This is a genomic window from Streptomyces sp. G45 (assembly GCF_049542095.1).
Classification (GTDB): Bacteria; Actinomycetota; Actinomycetes; order Streptomycetales; family Streptomycetaceae; genus Streptomyces.
In genome coordinates, this window is the sequence record NZ_JBMUZU010000001.1 from 8,434,090 (window position 1) to 8,453,353 (window position 19,264).

The 19,264-nt window shown below is 75.6% G+C and carries 11 protein-coding genes; 8 read left to right on the forward strand and 3 right to left on the reverse strand.

What is annotated here, in order from left to right:
* Nucleotides 1-105 precede the first annotated feature (105 nt).
* Both ACOBQU_RS36055 and ACOBQU_RS36060 read left to right on the forward strand, forming a co-directional pair.
* Entirely contained in the window at nt 106-7,362 is a 7,257-nt protein-coding gene (locus ACOBQU_RS36055) for an amino acid adenylation domain-containing protein (RefSeq protein WP_423633247.1), read from the forward strand.
* A complete protein-coding gene (locus ACOBQU_RS36060; RefSeq protein ID WP_423633249.1) occupies nt 7,359-8,798 on the forward strand; it encodes a DHA2 family efflux MFS transporter permease subunit in 1,440 nt (479 codons plus the stop codon). The genes ACOBQU_RS36055 and ACOBQU_RS36060 overlap by 4 nt, the downstream gene beginning before the upstream one ends.
* 99 nt (nt 8,799-8,897) lie before the next feature.
* Here the strand turns inward: ACOBQU_RS36060 and ACOBQU_RS36065 are convergent, their stop codons facing one another.
* The 3 genes from ACOBQU_RS36065 to fhuB are packed head-to-tail and all read right to left on the reverse strand — an operon-like array spanning nt 8,898 to nt 13,026.
* Nucleotides 8,898-9,482, reverse strand: coding sequence for a short chain dehydrogenase (locus tag ACOBQU_RS36065; protein WP_423633250.1), 585 nt, complete (start codon nt 9,480-9,482; stop codon nt 8,898-8,900).
* A 33-nt stretch (nt 9,483-9,515) separates the two neighbouring features.
* Nucleotides 9,516-10,727, reverse strand: coding sequence for an enterochelin esterase (gene fes / locus ACOBQU_RS36070; RefSeq protein WP_423633252.1), 1,212 nt, complete (start codon nt 10,725-10,727; stop codon nt 9,516-9,518).
* A gap of 49 nt (nt 10,728-10,776) precedes the next feature.
* Nucleotides 10,777-13,026 carry a Fe(3+)-hydroxamate ABC transporter permease FhuB gene (fhuB, locus tag ACOBQU_RS36075; RefSeq protein ID WP_423633254.1) on the reverse strand — a complete coding sequence of 750 codons (2,250 nt, stop codon included), beginning with the start codon at nt 13,024-13,026 and terminating at the stop codon, nt 10,777-10,779.
* 108 nt (nt 13,027-13,134) lie between these two features.
* Between fhuB and ACOBQU_RS36080 the strand changes: the two genes are divergently transcribed.
* The 6 genes from ACOBQU_RS36080 (at nt 13,135) to ACOBQU_RS36105 (ending at nt 19,098) form a co-directional block, all read left to right on the forward strand.
* A complete protein-coding gene (locus ACOBQU_RS36080; protein ID WP_423633256.1) occupies nt 13,135-13,959 on the forward strand; it encodes a 2,3-dihydro-2,3-dihydroxybenzoate dehydrogenase in 825 nt (274 codons plus the stop codon).
* A gap of 106 nt (nt 13,960-14,065) precedes the next feature.
* Nucleotides 14,066-15,274 carry an isochorismate synthase DhbC gene (gene dhbC / locus ACOBQU_RS36085; protein WP_423633258.1) on the forward strand — a complete coding sequence of 403 codons (1,209 nt, stop codon included), beginning with the start codon at nt 14,066-14,068 and terminating at the stop codon, nt 15,272-15,274.
* Nucleotides 15,275-15,297: 23 nt separating this feature from the next.
* A complete protein-coding gene (locus ACOBQU_RS36090) occupies nt 15,298-16,983 on the forward strand; it encodes a (2,3-dihydroxybenzoyl)adenylate synthase (protein WP_423634938.1) in 1,686 nt (561 codons plus the stop codon).
* A gap of 104 nt (nt 16,984-17,087) precedes the next feature.
* On the forward strand, nt 17,088-17,720 hold the full coding sequence (locus ACOBQU_RS36095; protein ID WP_423633259.1) for an isochorismatase family protein: 633 nt from the start codon (nt 17,088-17,090) through the stop codon (nt 17,718-17,720).
* 5 nt (nt 17,721-17,725) lie between these two features.
* A complete protein-coding gene (locus ACOBQU_RS36100) occupies nt 17,726-17,956 on the forward strand; it encodes a phosphopantetheine-binding protein (RefSeq protein ID WP_423633261.1) in 231 nt (76 codons plus the stop codon).
* A 248-nt stretch (nt 17,957-18,204) separates the two neighbouring features.
* A complete protein-coding gene (locus tag ACOBQU_RS36105; protein ID WP_423634940.1) occupies nt 18,205-19,098 on the forward strand; it encodes a glycoside hydrolase family 19 protein in 894 nt (297 codons plus the stop codon).
* Nucleotides 19,099-19,264: the final 166 nt, after the last annotated feature.

Sequence of the window (19,264 nt, forward strand, 5' to 3'; positions counted from 1 at the left end):
TACGGGGTGCCGTACGCAGCACGGCACCCGTGAAAGATAGCTTAGGCTTACCTAAGTACGCGCTGGTCGTCCGGTGCGCCCCCCATTCCCCAAGGAGTTGTCCGCATGCAGCAGCGCCCGGACGCGTTCCCCCTGTTGGCCGCGCAGGCCGGTATCCACTACGCGCAGCGGGTGGACCCCGGATCCACCGCCTTCCAGACCGCGGACGTGACGGAGATTCACGGCCCCGTGGACGAGGACCGGTTCGAGCGGGCCCTGCGGCAGACCGTGGCCGAGGCCGACACGCTGCGGCTGCGCGTCACCGAGTCCGACGGCGAGCCGTGGCGGTGGGTGGAGCGGGAGCCGTCCACACTCGTGCACCGGCTCGACCTGCGCGCCGCCGAACGGCCCGAAGAGGCCGCCGACGCCTGGATCGAGGCGGACCTCGCCCGCCCCGCCGCCACCGCCGGACCCGCCGCCACCGCCGACAGCCTGATGACGCAGGCGCTCATCCGCCTCGCCGACGACCGCTACTGGTGGTACCAGCGCGTCCACCACATCGCCGTGGACGCCTACGCCCTCCAGCTGATCGGCCGCCGCGTCGCCGAGCTGTACACCGCGTTCACGTCCGACCCGACGGGCCCGGCACCGGAGTGCCGCTTCGCGTCGCTGCGGGAACTCGTCGACGACGAGACCGCCTACCGGAGCGGTGAACGGTACGCCGCCGACCGGGAGTTCTGGACCGGGCGGATGGCAGGCGCGCCCGCCCCGGCCATCCTCGCCACCCGCCCCGCCGACACCGCCACCGGCGCCCCGCGCAAGGCGGCGGCACCGCTGCCGGACCTCGACCGGCTCACCGCCGCCGCCGACGCGGCCAAGGCCACCTGGGCGGAACTCCTCGTGGCCGCCGTCGCCACGTATCTGCACCGGGTCACCGGCGCCCCCGAGGTGGTCCTCGGACTGCCCGTCACCAACCGGCGCGGCCCCGCCGCCCTGCGCACCCCCGCCATGACCGTGAACGTGCTGCCGCTGCGCCTCGCCGTGCGCCCCGACGACACCCCGGCCCTGCTGCTGCGGCGCGTCGTCCGTGAGATCCGCGCCGCCCGCCGCCACCAGCGCTACCCGCAGGCGGACCTGCGCCGCGACCTCGGTCCGCGCCCGGTGGCCGAGCCGCTGACCGGCCCCCTGGTGAACATCAAGCCCTTCGACGGCGGCCCTCTCGACTTCGCCGGAACCCCCGGCACCGTCCGCAACCTGGCCGCGGGCCCCGTCGACGACCTCGCGATCAGCGCCTGGCCGGACGGCGACGGCGCCCTCACCCTGGCCTTCGAGGCCGCGGCCGACCGCTACGACACCGCTGAACTCGCCCGCCACCAGGCCGTGTTCGCCCACCTGCTCGACGCCCTCGCCGAGCAGCTGCTCACCGACCCGCACCGCCCGCTGGCCCGCCTCGACCTGCTCGACGCGGACACCGTGCGCCGGGTCACGGCGGGCCGCGCCGAGGCACCGGTCACGACCACGCTCCCGGAGGCGTTCGCGGCGCAGGCCGCCCGCACCCCCGACCGCGTCGCCGTGCGCTGCGGCGCCGCCGCGCTGACCTTCGCCGACCTGGACGCCGCCGCGAACCGGCTCGCCCACGAACTCGCCGACCGCGGCGTCACCGCCGAGACGCCCGTCGCACTCGCCCTGCCGCGCGGCACCGACATGGTCGTCGCCCTGCTCGCCGTCCTGAAGGCGGGCGGCGCCTGCCAGCCCCTCGACCTCGGCCACCCCGCCGCCCGCACCCGCGCGGTCCTCGACGACGCCCGCCCCGCCTGCGTCGTCGGCACCACCGCGACCCTGGCCGCCCTGCCCGACCACGGCCGCCCCGAACTCCCGCTGGACGCCCCCGAGATCCGCGCCGCGCTCGCCGCGCGCCCCGCCCATGCGCCCGCCGACCCGCCCGCGCCCGGCAGCGCCGCCTACGTGATCCACACCTCCGGCTCCACCGGCCGCCCCAAGGGCGTCGTCGTCCCCCACGCCTCCCTCGCCAACCTCCTCGCCAGCCACGGCGCCGACCACATCGCGCCCGCCGTCGCCCGCACCGGCCGCGAGACCCTGCGCGTCGCCCACAGTGCGTCGTTCGCCTTCGACGCCGCCTGGGACCCGATCCTGTGGCTGGTCCACGGCCACGAACTGCACCTCCTCGACGACGCCACCTACCGCGACCCGGCCGCCCTGACCGCGTACGTCGACACCGAGCGCGTCGACTACCTCGACGTCACGCCCTCCTACGCCGAGGCCCTGCTCGCCGAGGGCCTCCTCGACGGCGGACGGCACCGCCCCGCCGTCCTCGTCGTCGGCGGCGAGCACGTGCCCGCACCGCTGTGGCGGCGCCTGAACGCCGTCGAAGGACTGCACCCGCTCAACCTGTACGGGCCCACCGAGACCACCGTCGACGCCTACTGCTGGACCGGCCCCGACGGCGCCGGACGGCCCGTGCGCGCCAGCCGCCTCTACGTCCTCGACGCCAGCCTGCGCCCGGCGCCCGACGGCGTCGCGGGCGAGCTGTACGTGGCCGGTGCCTGCCTGGCCCGCGGCTACCTCGGCCGCCCCGACCTGACCGCGGACCGTTACGTCGCCGACCCGTTCGGCCCCCCGCACGGCGAGACGGGCGGACGCATGTACCGCACCGGTGACCTCGTGCGGCGCCGCGCCGACGGCACCCTGGAGTTCCTCGGCCGCACCGACGACCAGGTGAAGATCCGCGGCTTCCGCGTCGAACTCGGCGAGATCCAGGCCGTCCTGGCCGCCCACCCCGCCGTCGCCCAGGCCGCCGTCATCGCCCGCGACGGCGCCACCGGCAAGCGCCTGCTCGCCTACGCCGTGCCCCGCGCGGGCGCCGACGCCGACCCCGCCGCCCTGCGCGCCCACCTGGCGGCCGCGCTGCCCGCGCACATGGTGCCCGCGACGGTGTCCCTGCTCACCGCGCTGCCCCGCACCGCCAACGACAAGCTCGACCACCGCGCCCTGCCCGAGCCCGAGCAGGCGCCCGCCGGACCCGCACCGGCCACCGACGACCCGTACACCGAGACCGTCCGCGGCCTCTTCGCCGACCTGCTCGGCCTGGCGGACGGCGTCGCGCTCGACGCCGGATTCCTCGACCTGGGCGGCCACTCGCTGCTCGCGGCCCGGCTCGCCGCCCGGCTGCGGGAGGCCTTCGCCACGGACGTCTCCCTCGCCGACGTGTTCCGCCACCCCACCCCGGCGGGCCTCGCCGACCTCGTCCGCACCCGGAGCACCACCGCCGCCGACACGCCGCTGACCCGGCTGCCCCGCACCGGCGACCTGCCGCTGTCACCGGCCCAGCAGCGCCTGTGGTTCCTGCACCGCCTTCAGGGCCCGAGCCCCACGTACAACATCCCCCTCGTCCTCAGCCTCGAAGGCCCCCTGGACCGGGACGCCCTCACCCGCGCCCTGGGCGACCTGACGGCCCGGCACGAGACCCTGCGCACCCTCTACCCGACCCCCGCCGAAGGCCCCGACGGCGGCCCCGACGGGCTGCCGCGCCAGCGCGTCCTCGCCGCCGACGACCCCGCCGCCCGCCCCGCGCTGCACCTGGCCGCGCCCGGCGACGACCTCGGCGGCGCCGTCCGGCACTGCTTCGACCTCGCCGCCGAACCGCCGCTGCGCGCCACGCTGTTCAGCACCGGACCCGAGCGGCACACCCTGCTGCTCCTGCTGCACCACATCGCGGGCGACGGCGCCTCCACCACCCCGCTGGCCCGCGACCTCGCCACCGCCTACACCGCCCGCCTCCAGGGCCGGGCCCCCGCGTTCACGCCGCTGCCCGCGCAGTACGCCGACCACGCCGCGCGCCAGCGGCTGCTGCTCGGCACCCCGCAGCGGCCCACCCCGCTCGCCGAGGCCCAGCTCTCCTACTGGCGGGACGCCCTCGCCGGGCTGCCCGACCACCTGGAGCTGCCCACCGACCGGCCGCACCCGCCCGTCGCCTCCCACCAGGGCGACACCGTCCCCTTCGCGCTCGACCAGGCGACGCACACCGCCCTGGCCCGGCTCGCCCGCGCCACCGGCACCAGCGTCTTCATGACCGTGCAGGCGGGCCTCGCCGCCCTGCTCACCCGGCACGGCTGCGGCACCGACATCCCCCTCGGCACCCCCGTCGCGGGCCGCGACGACGACGCCACCGCCGATATCGTCGGCTTCTTCACCAACACCGTCGTCCTGCGCACCGACACCTCCGGCGACCCCACCTTCACCGCCCTGCTCGACCGCGTCCGCACCAGCACCCTCGGCGCCTTCGAGCACGACGCGCTGCCCTTCGACCACCTCGTCGAGGCCCTCAACCCGCCGCGCTCCCTCGCCCGGCACCCCCTGTTCCAGACGATGCTCGCCTGGCAGTCGGTCCCCGACACCGCGTTCGCCTTCGGGCCCGACGCCCGCGCCCGCCTCGGCGCCGTGCCGTCCGGCACCGCCAAGTTCGACCTCACCCTCAACGCCGGTGAACTGCCCGGCGGCGGCATCGGCGGCTTCCTGGAGTTCCGCACCGACCTGTTCGACCGCGCCACCGCCCAGGCCCTCGCCGACCGCCTCGCCCGGCTCCTCACCGCCGCCGCCACCGCCCCCGACACCCCCCTCACCCGCCTGCCGCTGCTCAGCCCCGACGAGCGGCGCCGCGCCCTCGTCGACGGCAACGCCCAGGCCCTGCCCGGCGGCTCCCCCAGACCGGAGACGCTCGCCCAGCGCTACCTGGAAGCCGCCCGCCGCCACCCCGACCGCGTCGCCGCCAGCCACGACGGGGAGCAGCTCACCTACGCCGAACTCACCGCCCGCGCCAGCCGCCTGGCCCGGCTGCTCACCGCCCGCTCCATCGGCCCCGGCACGATCGTCGCGCTCGCCCTGCCCCGCTCCCTCGACCTGGTCACCGGCCTGCTCGCGGTGTCCCTTTCCGGAGCGGCCTATCTGCCGCTCGACCCCGACTACCCCGCCGAGCGCCTCGCCTACATGCTCGACGACGCCCGGCCCGTCGCCGTCGTCACCGACACGGCCACCGCGCCCCGCCTGCCCGCCCACGACCTGCCGCTGATCACCGTCGACGGCGGGGCCGCCGACGCGTACGACGCCGCGCCGCCGCGCCAGGCCGACCGCGTCCGGCCGCTGACCCCCGACGACCCGGCGTACGTCATCTACACCTCCGGCTCCACCGGCCGCCCCAAGGGCGTGGTGGTCTCGCACCACAACGTCACCCGGCTCCTGACCGCCACCGACCACTGGTTCGGCTTCGGACCCGACGACGCCTGGACGCTGTTCCACTCCTACGCCTTCGACTTCTCCGTGTGGGAGCTGTGGGGCGCGCTCCTGTACGGCGGCAAGGTCGTCGTCGTACCCCACCTCACCAGCCGCGACCCGGGCGCCTTCCTGCGTCTCCTCGCCGCCGAGCGCGTCACCGTCCTCAACCAGACGCCGTCGGCGTTCTACCAGCTCGCCGCGGCCGACCGCGACGAGCCCGGCCACGAACTCGCGCTGCGCTACGTCGTGTTCGGCGGCGAGGCCCTTGAACTCGGGCGGCTCGCCGACTGGTACGAGCGGCACGCCGACGACGCCCCGGTCCTGGTGAACATGTACGGCATCACCGAGACGACCGTGCACGTCACCCACTTCCCGCTGGACCGCGCCACCGCCGCGGCCGCCACCTCCTCCACCATCGGCGTCAACATCCCCGACCTGCGCGTCTACGTCCTCGACGAGCGCCTGCGGCCGGTGCCGCCCGGCGTCACCGGGGAGATGTACGTCGCGGGCGCGGGCGTCGCCCTCGGCTATCTGGGCCGCCCCGGCCTGACCGGCACCCGGTTCGTCGCCGATCCGTACGCGCACCTCTTCGGTGAGCGCGGCACCCGCATGTACCGCTCCGGTGACCTGGCCCGGCGCCGCGCCGACGGCACCCTGGAGTACTTCGGGCGCGCCGACCAGCAGGTGAAGATCCGCGGCTTCCGCATCGAACTCGGCGAGATCGAAGCGGTGCTGGCGGGCCACCCCGGCGTCGCCGACGCCGCCGTCGTCGTCCGCGAGGACACCCCCGGCGACCAGCGGCTCGTCGGCTACGCCGTGCCGTCGCCCGCCGCGGACGGCCTGGACGGCCTGGACGGCTTGGACGGCCAGGTCGGCGCGGACGCCGCCGCCCTGCGCGAGCACACCGCCCGGCACCTGCCCGCCCACATGGTGCCCGCCGCCGTGGTGCTCCTCGACCAGCTGCCGCTGACCAGCAACGGCAAGCTCGACCGCAAGGCCCTGCCCGCGCCCGGCCGCCCCGGCCCGAGCAGGACCGGGCGCGCCCCGCGCACGCCGCGCGAGGCCCGGCTGTGCGCGCTCTTCGCCGACGTGCTCGGCCTGGACGGCCCGGAACAGGTCGGCGTCGACGCCAACTTCTTCGACCTCGGCGGCCACTCGCTGCTCGCCGTGCGCCTCGCCGCCCGCGTCCGGGCCGAGTTGGGCGCGGAGGTCTCCATCGGCACCGTCTTCCAGTCGCCCACCGTGGCCGCGCTCGACGCCGCCCTCGACGCGGTGCGCGAGGACGATCCGCTCGACGTGCTGCTGCCGCTGCGGCCGGGCCGCGACGGCGACCGCGCCCCGCTGCACTGCGTCCATCCCGCGGGCGGCCTGAGCTGGTGCTACGCGGGCCTCATCCGGCACATCCCCGCCGACGTGCCGGTCTACGGACTCCAGGCCCAGGGCGTCGGCCCCGCCACCGCCGACGCGCCGCTGCCGACCACCCTGGAGGAGCTGGCCGCGCACTACGCCGCCCGCATTCGCGAGGTGCAGCCCCACGGCCCCTACCGGCTGCTCGGCTGGTCCACCGGCGGCATCATCGCCCACGCCCTGGCCACCCACCTCCAGGCCGAGGGAGAGGACGTCGAACTCCTCGCGATCCTCGACGCCTACCCCGCCGAGGGCTTCCGCGACCTGCCCGTGCCCGACCACGCCGAAGCCCTCGAATCCCTCCTGACGATGGGCGGGCACGGCCCCGAAAGCCTCGAAGGCAAGCCGCTGACCACCGCCAACGTCGTCGCCGTCCTCCAGCGCGAGGGCAGCCCGCTGGCCGCCCTGCCCACCCCCACCTTCGAGGCCCTGGCCGATGTCTACCTCAACACCAACGACCTGGTGCGGCGCTACGACCACCGCGTCTTCCACGGCGACGTGCTGTTCTTCCGGGCCACCGTCGACACCATCGACGACACCCTCACGCCCGACACCTGGACCCCGTACGTCAGCGGGCGCGTCGCCACCACGAACGTCGCCTGCTCTCACAAGGACATGACCCTGCCCGAGCCGATCGCGCACATCGCCCGCGTGATCGCCGACCGCCTGAGCGAGCAGACCCGGTGACCGCGCCCCGCACACCCCTGATCCCGCCCCGCGTTGCCGTCGTGGTCGTCTACACCGCCGCGATGTGCATGAACGGCCTGGACTCCACGATCGTCAACCCGGCCCTGTTCACCATCGCCGAGGACTTCGGCAGGCCCGTCTCGGCGGCCAACGCCGTCGAGACGGCCTTCCTGGTGGCCCTCGCGCTCGCCCTGCCCGTCGCGGGCTGGCTCGGTGACCGCTTCGGCACCAAGCGGGTCTTCCTCGGCGCGCTCGCCGTGTTCACCGCCGCCTCCGCGCTGTGCGGCCTCGCCCAGGACCTGCCGGTCCTGATCGCGGCACGGGCCGTGCAGGGCCTCGCGGGCGGACTGCTCACGCCCGTCGGCATGACGCTCCTGTTCCGGGCGTTCGCCCCGGACGAGCGGACGCGGCTTTCGAAGGTCCTCATCGTCCCCACCGCCCTGATGCCCGCGCTCGGCCCGCCGCTCGGCGGCCTGCTGACCGAACACCTCTCCTGGCACTGGCTGTTCTTCGTCAACGTCCCCGTCGGCGCCCTCGCGGTCCTCATCGGCGCGGTCGGCCTGCGCGAGCAGGTCGAGGGCGCCCGGGCGCGGTTCGACCGCGCCGGGTTCCTGCTCGCCACCCCGGCGCTCGGACTGCTCACCTACGCCCTCGGGTACGGGCCGTCCCACGGCTGGACCCGGCCCGCCGTCGCCGTGAGCGGCCTCCTCGGCGCCGCGCTGCTGGCGGCCGCCGTCGTCCACCTGCGGCGGGCCGCCGAACCCCTGCTGCGGCTGCGGCTTTTCACCGACCGCGCGTACGCGACCGGGTCGGCGCTCGCGGCCCTCACCTCGGCGGGCCTGATGGGGCTGCTCTTCGCCTTCCCGCTGCTGCACCAGGCGGCGCTCGGCGGCTCGGCCCTCGACGCGGGCCTGAGCGTCTTCCCCGAAGCCCTCGGTCTGCTGCTCGCCTCCCAGGTGGTGGACCGGCTGCTGCCCCGCCTCGGCCCGCGCCTGCTCGCCGTGCCCGCGCTGGCCGTGGCGACCGGGGTGTTCGCGCTGCTCGCGGTGGCGGGCGTCGCCGAACACGCCTGGGCCGTACGGGCGTTGATGTTCCTGGTTGGCCTGGTCCTCGGCACGGCCGTCCTCACCGTCCAGCTCGCGGGCTTCGCCACCCTCGCCCCACCGGACCTGGGCCAGGCCATGGGCCTGTTCCAGATCGTCCGGACCCTGGGCGGCGCGGCGGGCATCGCCCTGTGCGCGGCGCTCATCGGCGGCGGCCACGGCACGGGCGCCCCGGACGCCGGGCCCTACCGGGTGGCGGTGTGGTCGACGGCGGGTCTGGTGGCGGTGGCGGCGGTGGTGGCGCTGCGGCTGCCGGTGCGGGCGCCGGGGCCGCCGCCTCCTGACGACGAGACGGCGGAGGGCGCGGCGCGCGAGGCGCCGGTGGTCGCCTGAGCCCACGCGCCCCGGGCCTCGGGGAGGAACCCGTCGCGGGCTCCTCCCCAAGGCCCTTGCTCCTTTCCCCCGCTTTTCCCCTGCTTTCCCGGACCGCGCTCAGGGACGGAGCGTCTGCCCCTGAGCGTCCCCCTCGACGGCCGCCACATACGCGGCGGCCACCTCGGCGACGGGCGTGCCGTCGGCCGGGTCCATGCCCAGACCGACCAGGGTCTCCTTGACCCAGCCGGGGCTGACGACGTTGACGCGCAGGCCCCGGGGCAGCTCGGCGGCCGCGTTGCGGACGAAGCCCTCCAGGCCGCTGTTGACGAGCGCGCCCAGGGACCCGCCGGGCAACGGAGCCGCGAACGTACCCCCGGTCAGCGTGATCGACCCGCCGTCCCGCAGGTGCCGCACGGCCCGCCGGGCCAGGGCGACCTGTCCGAGCAGCTTGCCGCGCAACCCGTTCGCGAACGCGTCGTCCGTCACCGACGCCAGGTCCACCAGCGGCCCGCTGGCCGCGCAGCACACCACGGCGTCGAGGTCCCTCACCTCGTCGAACAGCGCGTCCAGCGAGGCGGGATCCGTCAGGTCCACCCTCGTCGGCCCGCCGCGCGAGGCCCGTACCACCTCATGGGTGGCCGCCAACGCGCCGACCACGGCGCTTCCGACCGTTCCGGTCGCTCCGATCACCAGTACCTTCATGCGCCGATCATGGCAGGGGCGGCGCGGGGAGCGTCAGGCGAGGAGGCGCGCGAGGCCCGTCGCCAGCCCGCCCCGCCAGCAGGCGTAGTCGTGGCCGCCGTTGAACTCCTCGTACGACACGTCGTACCCGCGCTCGCAGAGCACGGCGTGGAAGCGGCGGTTCTCGGCGAGGAGCAGCCACTCCTGGAGGCCGACCTCCAGATGGAGGCGGACGGGGCGGCGCGGGGCGGCGGCGTACTGGGCGGTGAGCCACTCCGTGCCGGACGCGTCGTCGGGCCACCAGAAGGAGCCGGACTGGGACAGGGCCAGGCCGAAGCGGTCGGGGCGGTGGTGGGCGGCGAACGCGGCGCTGAGGCCGCCCGCGCTCTGGCCCGCCACGACGGTCCGCTCGGGGCGCGTGTCGGCGCCGTGGCGCGCGGCGGCCCACGGCAGCAGCACGTCCGCGAGCCAGTCGACGAACGGCGCGCTGCACGCGAGGTCCTGGGCGCGGCGCCCCATGGTGTCCACGAGGAGCGCCACGGTGGGCGGCAGCGCGCCGTCCGCGTGCAGGTTGTCGAGGACGTCGCCGACGCCGAGGACGGGCCCCCACATCTCGCCGTCGAACAGGACCGCCACCGCGTACGGCCCGCCGTCGGGCGCATGGCCGGGCGGCAGGTGGGCGGTGATCCGGCGCCCGTCGACCTCGGCGGTGACGGTGGTGCCGCGCGGCACGCCGGGGCGCCGCGCGGTGTGCGGCTGCGCGGGGGCGTCGGGCAGGGCGAGGACGGACGCGGGGGCGCGGCCGTCGCGGGCGGGCAGGCCGGGGGCGGGGTTGAGCGGGTCGGGCACGGCGGCGTCGAGGACGGCGATCCAGGACGCGCGGTCGGTGCGCAGCAGGTCCTCGCGGTGGCCGTGGCCGGGCAGGAACTGGTAGGAGGCGCGGTGGTCGGCCCGCAGCCGGTGGCTGAGCGCCCACACGGACGTGCCCGCGACGCGCCGCATCAGATGGCCGGTCAGGTCTCCGGCGTGGCGGTCCTTGTCGGTGACGGTGTGCAGCAGGGTGAGGACGCCGGTGGCGGGCCGCGCGGGCTCGTCGCGCCACAGGAAGGTGACGAGCCGGTGGCGGGGGTCGCCGTCGGGGTCGGCCTCGACCAGGGGCGCGCCCGCGGCCTCGACGCGGAGCCAGAACTCCCGCTCGGCGCCGGGGACCTGGGCCTGGACGGCCTGGGCGAGGGTGCGCAGGAGCGGGCTGCGGAGGTCGGTCACGGGGCGGGTGCCTCTCGGTACGGAGATGGGGGGCGGGGGAGCGGGCCGGTCAGACGCGGGTGGCGGCGGAGCGGCCGAGCAGCACCCACAGCAGGAAGGGTCCGCCGAGGACGGTCGTCACGACGCCCACCGGCAGTTCGGAGCCGGAGAACGCGATCCGCCCCAGGGTGTCGGCGGCGACGACGAGCAGCGCCCCGGTGAGCATCGACCCGATGAGCGGCACCCGCAGCGGCCCGGCGAGGCGCGCCGCGATGACCGGTGAGGCGAGGGCGACGAACCCGACGGGTCCGCAGACGCCGACGGCGAGCCCGGCGAGCGCCACCGCGAGCCCCAGGCAGAGCAGCCGGGTGCGGGCGGGGCCCGCGCCGAGCGAGGCCGCGGTGTCGTCGTCGAACCGCAGCACCCCCAGGTGCCGGGCGGTCACGACGGCGAGCGGGACGAGGACGGCGAGCCCGATGAGGACGGGTACGGCGACGGAGTAGCCGCGCCCGTTGAGGCTGCCGGAGGTCCACACGTACAGGGAGCTGGCGGAGTTGAGGGAGCGCCGGGCGAGCACGACCTGGGTGATGGCGGAGGCGAGCGCGGACATCGCGAGCCCCACGACCAGGACGCGGTAGCCGCGCTGTCCGGGCCCGCCGGAGACGGCGGTGACGACGAGGACGGCGACGAGCGCGCCGATGGGACCGGCCCACCAGGCGCCGAACGTGCCGGTGGAGCTGAGCGCGACGGACAGCAGGACGGCCGCGGTGGCGCCGTCGTTGACGCCCAGGAGTTCGGGCGTGGCGAGGCGGTTGCGGGCCAGGGTCTGGGTGAGGCACCCGGCGAGGCCGAGGGCGGCGCCCGCGACGAGCCCGGCGACGATCCGGCCGAGGCGGAACTTCTGCACGAGCAGTACGTCGAACCGGTCGCCCTGGCCGAGCACGGCGTGGAAGGTGCGGGCGATGCCCATGTCGCTCTGCCCGGTGTACGCGGACAGGACCACGGCGCAGGCGAGCAGCGCCGCGAGGGCGACGGCGGCGAGCGCGGACCGCCGGGCCACCAGCAGCGACAGCGGTCCGCGGCGCAGCACGAGCAGGCCGGAGGTGTGCGAGGGCGCGGGGCGCGGGGTGCGCGGGGCTGAGGGGAGGCGGCGCTTGCGGCGCGCGGGGGCCGCGTCGCCCGTGGCGGGGTCGGTCATGCCCATGGCCGCCATGTGCCGGGAGCGGACGATGCCGATGAGGACGGGCGCGCCGATGAGCGCGATGATGACGGACACCGGTGCCTCGTAGGGCCGTGCGACCACGCGGGCGGCGACGTCGGCGGTGGTGAGGACGGCGGCGCCGACGAGCCCGGCCAGGGCGATCCGGGCGGGCAGCCGGGGGCCCGCGAGGCTCCGGGCGACGAACCCGGCGAGCAGGCCGAGGAAGGAGACGGGCCCGGCGAGGGCCACGGCGGCGGCGGTCAGCAGGGTCACGGCCGCAGCGACGGCGGTACGGGTCGTGCCGGGCCGGTGGCCGAGGCCGCGCGCCAGGTCGTCGCCGAGGGCGAGCGCCGCGAGCGGCCGGACGACCAGGGCGGCGAGCAGCAGCCCCAGGGCGAGCACCGGGGCGAGCCGGACGAGGTCGCCGTACCCCTCGACGCCCGCGAGCGAGCCGAGCACCCAGAACCGGAACCGGTCGTAGGTCTCGGCGGAGTTGACGACGATGACGCTGGTGAGCCCGCCGAAGGTGGCGCCGAGCGCCGACCCGGCGAGCACCAGGCGCATCGGGGAGCCGCCGCGCCCGGCGATCAGCAGGACCAGGCCGCTGGCGACGACGGCGCCGGTGAACGCGCAGACCAGATAGGCGTATCCGCTGTCGACGCCGAGGAGGGCGATGCCCGCGACGACGCCGAGGGACGCGCCCGCGTTCACGCCGAGCAGCCCGGTCTCCGCGAGCGGGTTGCGGGTGACGGCCTGGAGGAGGCACCCGGCGACACCGAGGGCGGTGCCGACGAGGACGGCGGTCAGGGTGCGCGGAAGGCGCAGGTCGCCGATGACCAGGGCGAGCCGGGCGTCGTCGCGGGCGCCGCCGCGGTCGAGGAGGTAGTCGAGGGCGCCGCCGGGGCCGACCTCACCGGCGCCCACGGACAGCGACACCGCGCACAGCAGCACCACCAGGACGGCGAGGGCCGCCAGGGAGACGAGGACCTTTCGGCCGCCGGGCGGCCGCGGGGCCGCGAGGGGGGTGTCCGTCTCCCGTGCAGGCGGGTGCGTCAACTGCTCGGGTGGCGGCGGTACTTCGGCGGGGCGCCCGGGGGACCCCGCTTGCTGCGTGTGCATGCAGTGAGGTTAGCCTAACCAAACATATTGCGACCGTTGGGGGCGGTCGGCGGCGCGCTTCGTATGTATTAGGTTAGCCTTACCTAACATTCACTGGGGGAGTCGCCCATGCCTGACCACATACCCGGCGCCCGCGCCACGCTCGCCGACCGCACCGCCCTCGTCACCGGGGCGGGTCAGGGCATCGGAGCGGCCGTCGCCGAGGCCCTCGCCGCCGACGGCGCCCACGTCATCGCCACCGACCGCACCGCCGACGGCGTCGACAAGCTCGCCGCCCAGTGGCCCGAGCACCCGGCCCGGCGGCACACCGGCGCGACGGGCACCCTCACCCCGTACGCCATGGACGTCACCGACGCGGCGGCCGTCGACGCCCTGGTGGACCGCGTCGAGCGCGAACACGGCCCCCTCGACGTCCTCGTCAACGTGGCGGGCATCCTCCGCCCCGGCCCCGCCGCCGAACTCGCCGACGCCGACTGGGCGGACACCTTCGCCGTGAACACCACCGGCGTGCTCCACACCTGCCGCGCCGCGGCCCCCCGCATGGCGGCCCGCGGCCGCGGCAGCATCGTCACCGTCGGCTCCAACGCCGCCGGGGTGCCCCGCACCGGCATGGCCGCCTACGCCGCCTCCAAGGCCGCCGCCGCCATGTACACCAAGTGCCTCGGCCTGGAGCTGGCCCGCAGCGGAGTGCGCTGCAACGTCGTCGCGCCCGGCTCCACCGACACCGCCATGCAACGCGCCCTGTGGGCCGACGACGACGCCCCGCGCCGCGTCGTCGACGGCGACCCGGCCACGTACCGCACCGGCATCCCGCTCGGCCGCATCGCCCAGCCCCGCGACATCGCGGAGGCCGTGCTCTTCCTTGCCTCCGACCGCGCCCGCCACATCACCCTGCAGGAGCTGTACGTCGACGGCGGCGCCACCCTCCGCTGACCGCACCCCGCACCGCACCCCGCACACCCCCTCACCCACGGCCGCGCTCCGTCCACCCGTACGCGGATGACGGACCGCGAGAGACCGTGGGAGAAACGGAGTCCCCGTGTCGACGGCACCCGATGTCGCCACACACGCCGCCGCCCTCGCCGACCCCACCCACCCGGCCGTCGGCGCCGCCACCGCGCTCCTGGCCGACTATGGCCCCGGCGCCCGCTTCCTCGGCACCCCCAGCCGCACCGTCCTCGGCCACGGCACCCACAGCGAGGTGCCGCACGACGACAGACCGCTGGCCGCGAGAGTCGCCGGTACGCTCGCCGACGCCCGTGCCGCGGGCGTCGAGGCGCCGGTCGTCATCGGCGCCGTGCCCTTCGACCAGTCGGCCCCCGCCGCGCTCGCCGTGCCCGAAGCGCTGCGCGACGCGCCGCCGCTGGCCGCCGACCCGCTGATCGCGCTGCCCGCCGAGCCGCCCGCCGCCGCCGACTGGCGCATCCGCCAGGTGCCCGCGCCCGACGCCTACGGCTCCGCCGTCGCCGCCGCCGTCGAACGCATGTGGCGTGGCGAGTTCAGCAAGGTCGTGCTCGCCCGCACCCTCGAACTCGACTCCGCCGCGCCCGTCGACGTGCCCGCCATGCTCCAGCGCCTGGCCCGGCGCGACCCCACCGGCTACACCTTCGCGCTGCCCACGGGCCCCGGCCGCACCCTCATCGGCGCCAGCCCCGAACTGCTGGTCTCCCGCCGCGGCCGGCGCGTGGTCGCCAACCCGCTCGCCGGGTCCGTGCCGCGCAGCGACGACCTCGCCGAGGACGTGCGCCGCGCCGCGGCCCTGCTCCAGTCCTCCAAGGACCTGCACGAGCACGCCGTCGTCGTCCACGCCGTGCACCAGGCCCTCGCGCCGCACTGCGCGGACATGACCGTCCCCGCCCAGCCCACCCTGACCCGCACCGCCGCCATGTGGCACCTGTCCACGACGGTCACCGGCACCCTCGCCAGCCCCGCGACCTCCGCCCTCGAACTCGCCTGCGCCCTGCACCCCACGCCCGCCGTCTGCGGCACGCCCACCGCCACCGCCCGCGAGGTCATCCGCGAGAGCGAGCCCTTCGACCGCGGCTTCTTCACCGGCATGGTCGGCTGGGGCGACGCCTCCGGCGACGGCGAGTGGGTCGTCACCATCCGCTGCGCCGAGGCCGAGGGCAGCGCACTGCGCCTGTACGCGGGCGCGGGCGTCGTCGCCGCGTCCGAACCGGAGGCCGAGACCGCCGAGACCGCCGCCAAGTTCCGCACCTTCCTCGCCGCCGTGGGAGCCGAGCTGTGACTGCCACCCCTGCCACCCCTGACATCCCTCCTACCCCGGACACCCCTGCCGCCCCGGACACCCTTGCCACCCCGGACACCCCTGACGCGCCCACCTGGCCCGCCGAGTTCGCCGAGCGCTACCGCGCCGCGGGCTGGTGGCGCGGCGAGACCTTCGGGCAGATGCTGCGCGAGCGGGCCACCGCCCACCCCGACCGGATCGCGATCGTCGACCCGGCCACCGAACGCCGCTGGACCTACGGCGAACTGGACGCCCGCGCCGACCGGCTCGCCGCGGGCATGGCCGCCCGCGGCATCGCCCCGGGCGACCGCGTCGTGGTGCAACTCCCCAACATCGCCGAGTTCTTCGAAGTGGTCTTCGCGCTCTTCCGGATCGGCGCGCTGCCGGTGTTCGCGCTGCCCGCGCACCGCGAGACGGAGATCTCCTACTTCTGCCGCTTCACCGAGGCCGCCGCCTACGTCATCGCCGCCGAGCACGGCGGCTACGACTACCGCGCCCTCGCCGCGACGGTCCGCGCGGACGTGCCCACACTGCGGCACGTGTGGGTCGCGCAGGGGGACCCGGGGGACTTCGAGTCCCTGGCCGACGTGCCCGCCGAGCCCGTGGACCTGCCCGGACCGGCCCCGCACGACCTCGCCTTCCTCCAGCTGTCCGGCGGCAGCACCGGCGTGCCCAAGCTCATCCCGCGCACCCACGACGACTACCTCTACTCGCTGTGGGGCTCCAACGAGATCTGCGGCGTCGACGAGCACAGCGTCTACCTGTGCGTCCTCCCGGCCGCCCACAACTTCCCGCTGTCGTCGCCGGGCACCCTCGGCGCGCTGTACGCGGGCGCCCGCGTCGTCCTCTGCCCGCGGCCCGGGCCCGAGACCGCCTTCCCGCTCATCGAGCGCGAGCGCGTCACCCTCACCGGCATCGTGCCGCCGCTCGCCCTGCTGTGGACCGAGGCGGCGGCCACCACGGAGTACGACCTCAGCAGCCTCGACGTGCTCCTCGTCGGCGGCGCCAAGTTCAGCGAGGAGGCCGCCCGCCGGGTGCGGCCCACCCTCGGCTGCACCCTCCAGCAGGTCTTCGGCATGGCCGAGGGACTGGTCAACTACACGCGCCTGGACGACCCCGAGGAGACCATCGTCACCACCCAGGGCCGCCCCATCTCGCCGGACGACGAGATCCGCGTCGTCGACGACGAGGACAACGACCTGCCCGTCGGCGCCACCGGCCACCTCCTCACCCGCGGCCCCTACACCATCCGCGGCTACTGGCGGGCCCCCGAGCACAACGCCCGCTCCTTCACCGCCGACGGCTTCTACCGCACCGGCGACATCGTCCGCCTCACCGACACCGGCCACCTGGTGGTGGAGGGCCGCGCCAAGGACCAGATCAACCGCGGCGGCGAGAAGATCGCCGCCGAGGAGGTCGAGAACCACCTCCTCGCCCACCCGGCCGTGCACGACGCCAACGTCGTCGGCGAGCCCGACCCGTACCTCGGCGAGCGCACCTGCGCCTATGTGATCCTGCGCCCCGGCGTCGAACCGCCCAAGGCGGTCGCCGTCAAGCGCTTCGTCCGCGAGCGGGGCCTGGCCGCGTACAAGGTGCCCGACCGCGTCGAGTTCGTGGACGCCTTCCCGCAGACGGGCGTCGGCAAGATATCGAAGAAGGACCTCAGATCGGCCGCCGCGAACACGGCCCAGGACCACCCCCGCCCCTGAGGACCGCCCCGCCCCCCCTCGACCCCCGCCCGCACCCCCGTCCCCACCCCCACTTCCGTCCCCGTCCCCTTCCCCGCCCCCGACCGAACGAGAGACACCGCACCATGGCCCTGCCCGCCATCCGCCCCTACCCCATGCCCACCGCCGACGCGCTGCCGCCCAACCGCGTCGACTGGACCGTGGATCCCGCGCGCGCCGTGCTGCTCGTGCACGACCTGCAGAACTACTTCCTGTCCGCGTACGACAGCGAGGCCGCGCCGATCCCCGAACTCCTCGCCAACGTCAGGGCGTTGAAGGAGCGCGCGGCGGCCCTCGGCGTCCCGGTGGTGTACACCGCGCAGCCCGGCGGGCAGACCCCCGCCGAGCGCGGGCTCCAGCAGGACTTCTGGGGCTCGGGGCTGCCCGACGACCCGAAGGCGGCCGCCATCGCCGACGCCGTGGCGCCCGCCGACGGCGACGAGATCCTCACCAAGTGGAAGTACAGCGGGTTCGTCCGCACGGGCCTGGAGGACCGGCTGCGCGCGCTCGGCCGCGACCAGCTCGTCGTCACCGGCGTGTACGCCCACATCGGCGTCCTGATGACCGCGTGCGACGCGTGGATGCGCGACATCCAGGCCTTCGTCGTGGCCGACGCGGTCGCGGACTTCTCCGCCGACGACCACGCGATGGCCCTGCGCTGGGCCGCCGGGCGCTGCGCCGTCGTGACCACCACCGGCACCGTCCTCAACGGGAAGTGAGCGCCGTGGCCCTGACGTTCGATCAGCTGCGCGAGGACATCGCCGACGTGCTCGGCGAGGACGTCGAGGACATCCCCCTCGACGAGAACCTCGTCGACTACGGCCTGGACTCGGTCCGCCTGATGGCCCTGGCCGGACGCTGGCGGGACGCCCACGGCGTACGCGTGGAGGTCGCCGACCTCGCGGAGAACCCGGCGGTGGAGGAGTGGGCCGCGCTGCTCGGCCTGCGCGCCTGACGCGGCGTCAATATCATTTCTCCTTACGTAAACTGGTCTACACCCTTGACTGGTATAGACCAAGGCGGGTTGACTGCGCCCCAGTCCGTCTCGGCCCCCACCGTGGCACGTCGCCGCACCGAGGAGTGAAGAGATTGAACGAGCGCAAGAACGCCCGTCCGACGTACTCCCCGCCCCAGGACCCTGGTCGGCGCCAGGCAGGCCGCCCCGGCGGCCTGGCCGCCCGGGTCCGTGAACGCGCCCGGCGGCTGCGGCCGTTGCTCGCCGGGACCGCCGCCACCGGGGCCGCCGCTTTGCTCGCCGTGCTCCTCCCCACGGCCCCCGCGACGGCGGCCCCGGCCGCCGCACCCGCCTGCGCGGCGGCGTGGCAGTCCGGCTCCGTCTACACCAATGGCGCCACCGTCTCGCACGGCGGTCACAACTGGCAGGCCAAGTGGTGGACCCGCGGCGAGACGCCCGGCACCACCGGGCAGTGGGGAGTCTGGGTGGACAAGGGCGCGTGCGGCGACGAGCCGGGCCCCTCGGACTTCATCGTGACCGAGGCCCAGTTCGAGCAGATGTTCCCGAACCGGAAGCCGTTCTACACCTACCAGGGCCTCGTCGACGCCCTGAAGGCCTACCCCGAGTTCACCAAGACCGGCACCGAGGAGGTCCGCAAGCGCGAGGCGGCCGCCTTCCTCGCGAACGTCAGCCACGAGACCGGCGGCCTCGTCCACGTCGTGGAGCAGAACCAGGCCAACTACCCGCACTACTGCGACAAGACCCAGCCCTACGGCTGCCCCGCGGGCAACGACGCCTACTACGGCCGCGGCCCCATCCAGCTGAGCTGGAACTTCAACTACAAGGCCGCGGGTGACGCGCTCGGCATCGACCTGCTGAACAACCCCTGGCTGGTGGAGCGGGACCCGTCCGTCGCCTGGCAGACCGGCCTGTGGTACTGGAACACCCAGAAGGGCCCGGGCACGGTGACCGGCCACCAGGCCATCGTCGACGGCCACGGCTTCGGCGAGACCATCCGCAGCATCAACGGCACCCTGGAGTGCAACGGCGGCAACCCGGCGCAGGTGAAGAGCCGGATCGACCGCTTCCAGCAGTTCGTGAAGATCCTCGGCACGACGCCGGGTGACAAGCTGAGCTGCTGACGCACCCTCAGTCAAGGGCGCCCCGACGGAAGTTGGGGCGCCCTTTCGCGTGCGCTGGCGCGGACCGGCCGCGCGGCCGACGCCACCGATCGACCGATTGGTCACGCTGCGCATTCCGAGTGCTACCCTCCGTTGCTGTTCTGTCACCCTGAGCACCTACAGAGGT

Bases quoted from the DNA above. Each gene is read 5' to 3' on its own strand.
- ACOBQU_RS36065 (WP_423633250.1), bottom strand. From the start codon at position 9,482: ATGAAGGTACTGGTGATCGGAGCGACCGGAACGGTCGGAAGCGCCGTG.
- ACOBQU_RS36080 (WP_423633256.1), top strand. From the start codon at position 13,135: ATGCCTGACCACATACCCGGCGCCCGCGCCACGCTCGCCGACCGCACC.
- fhuB (WP_423633254.1), bottom strand. From the start codon at position 13,026: ATGCACACGCAGCAAGCGGGGTCCCCCGGGCGCCCCGCCGAAGTACCG.
- ACOBQU_RS36095 (WP_423633259.1), top strand. From the start codon at position 17,088: ATGGCCCTGCCCGCCATCCGCCCCTACCCCATGCCCACCGCCGACGCG.
- ACOBQU_RS36055 (WP_423633247.1), top strand. From the start codon at position 106: ATGCAGCAGCGCCCGGACGCGTTCCCCCTGTTGGCCGCGCAGGCCGGT.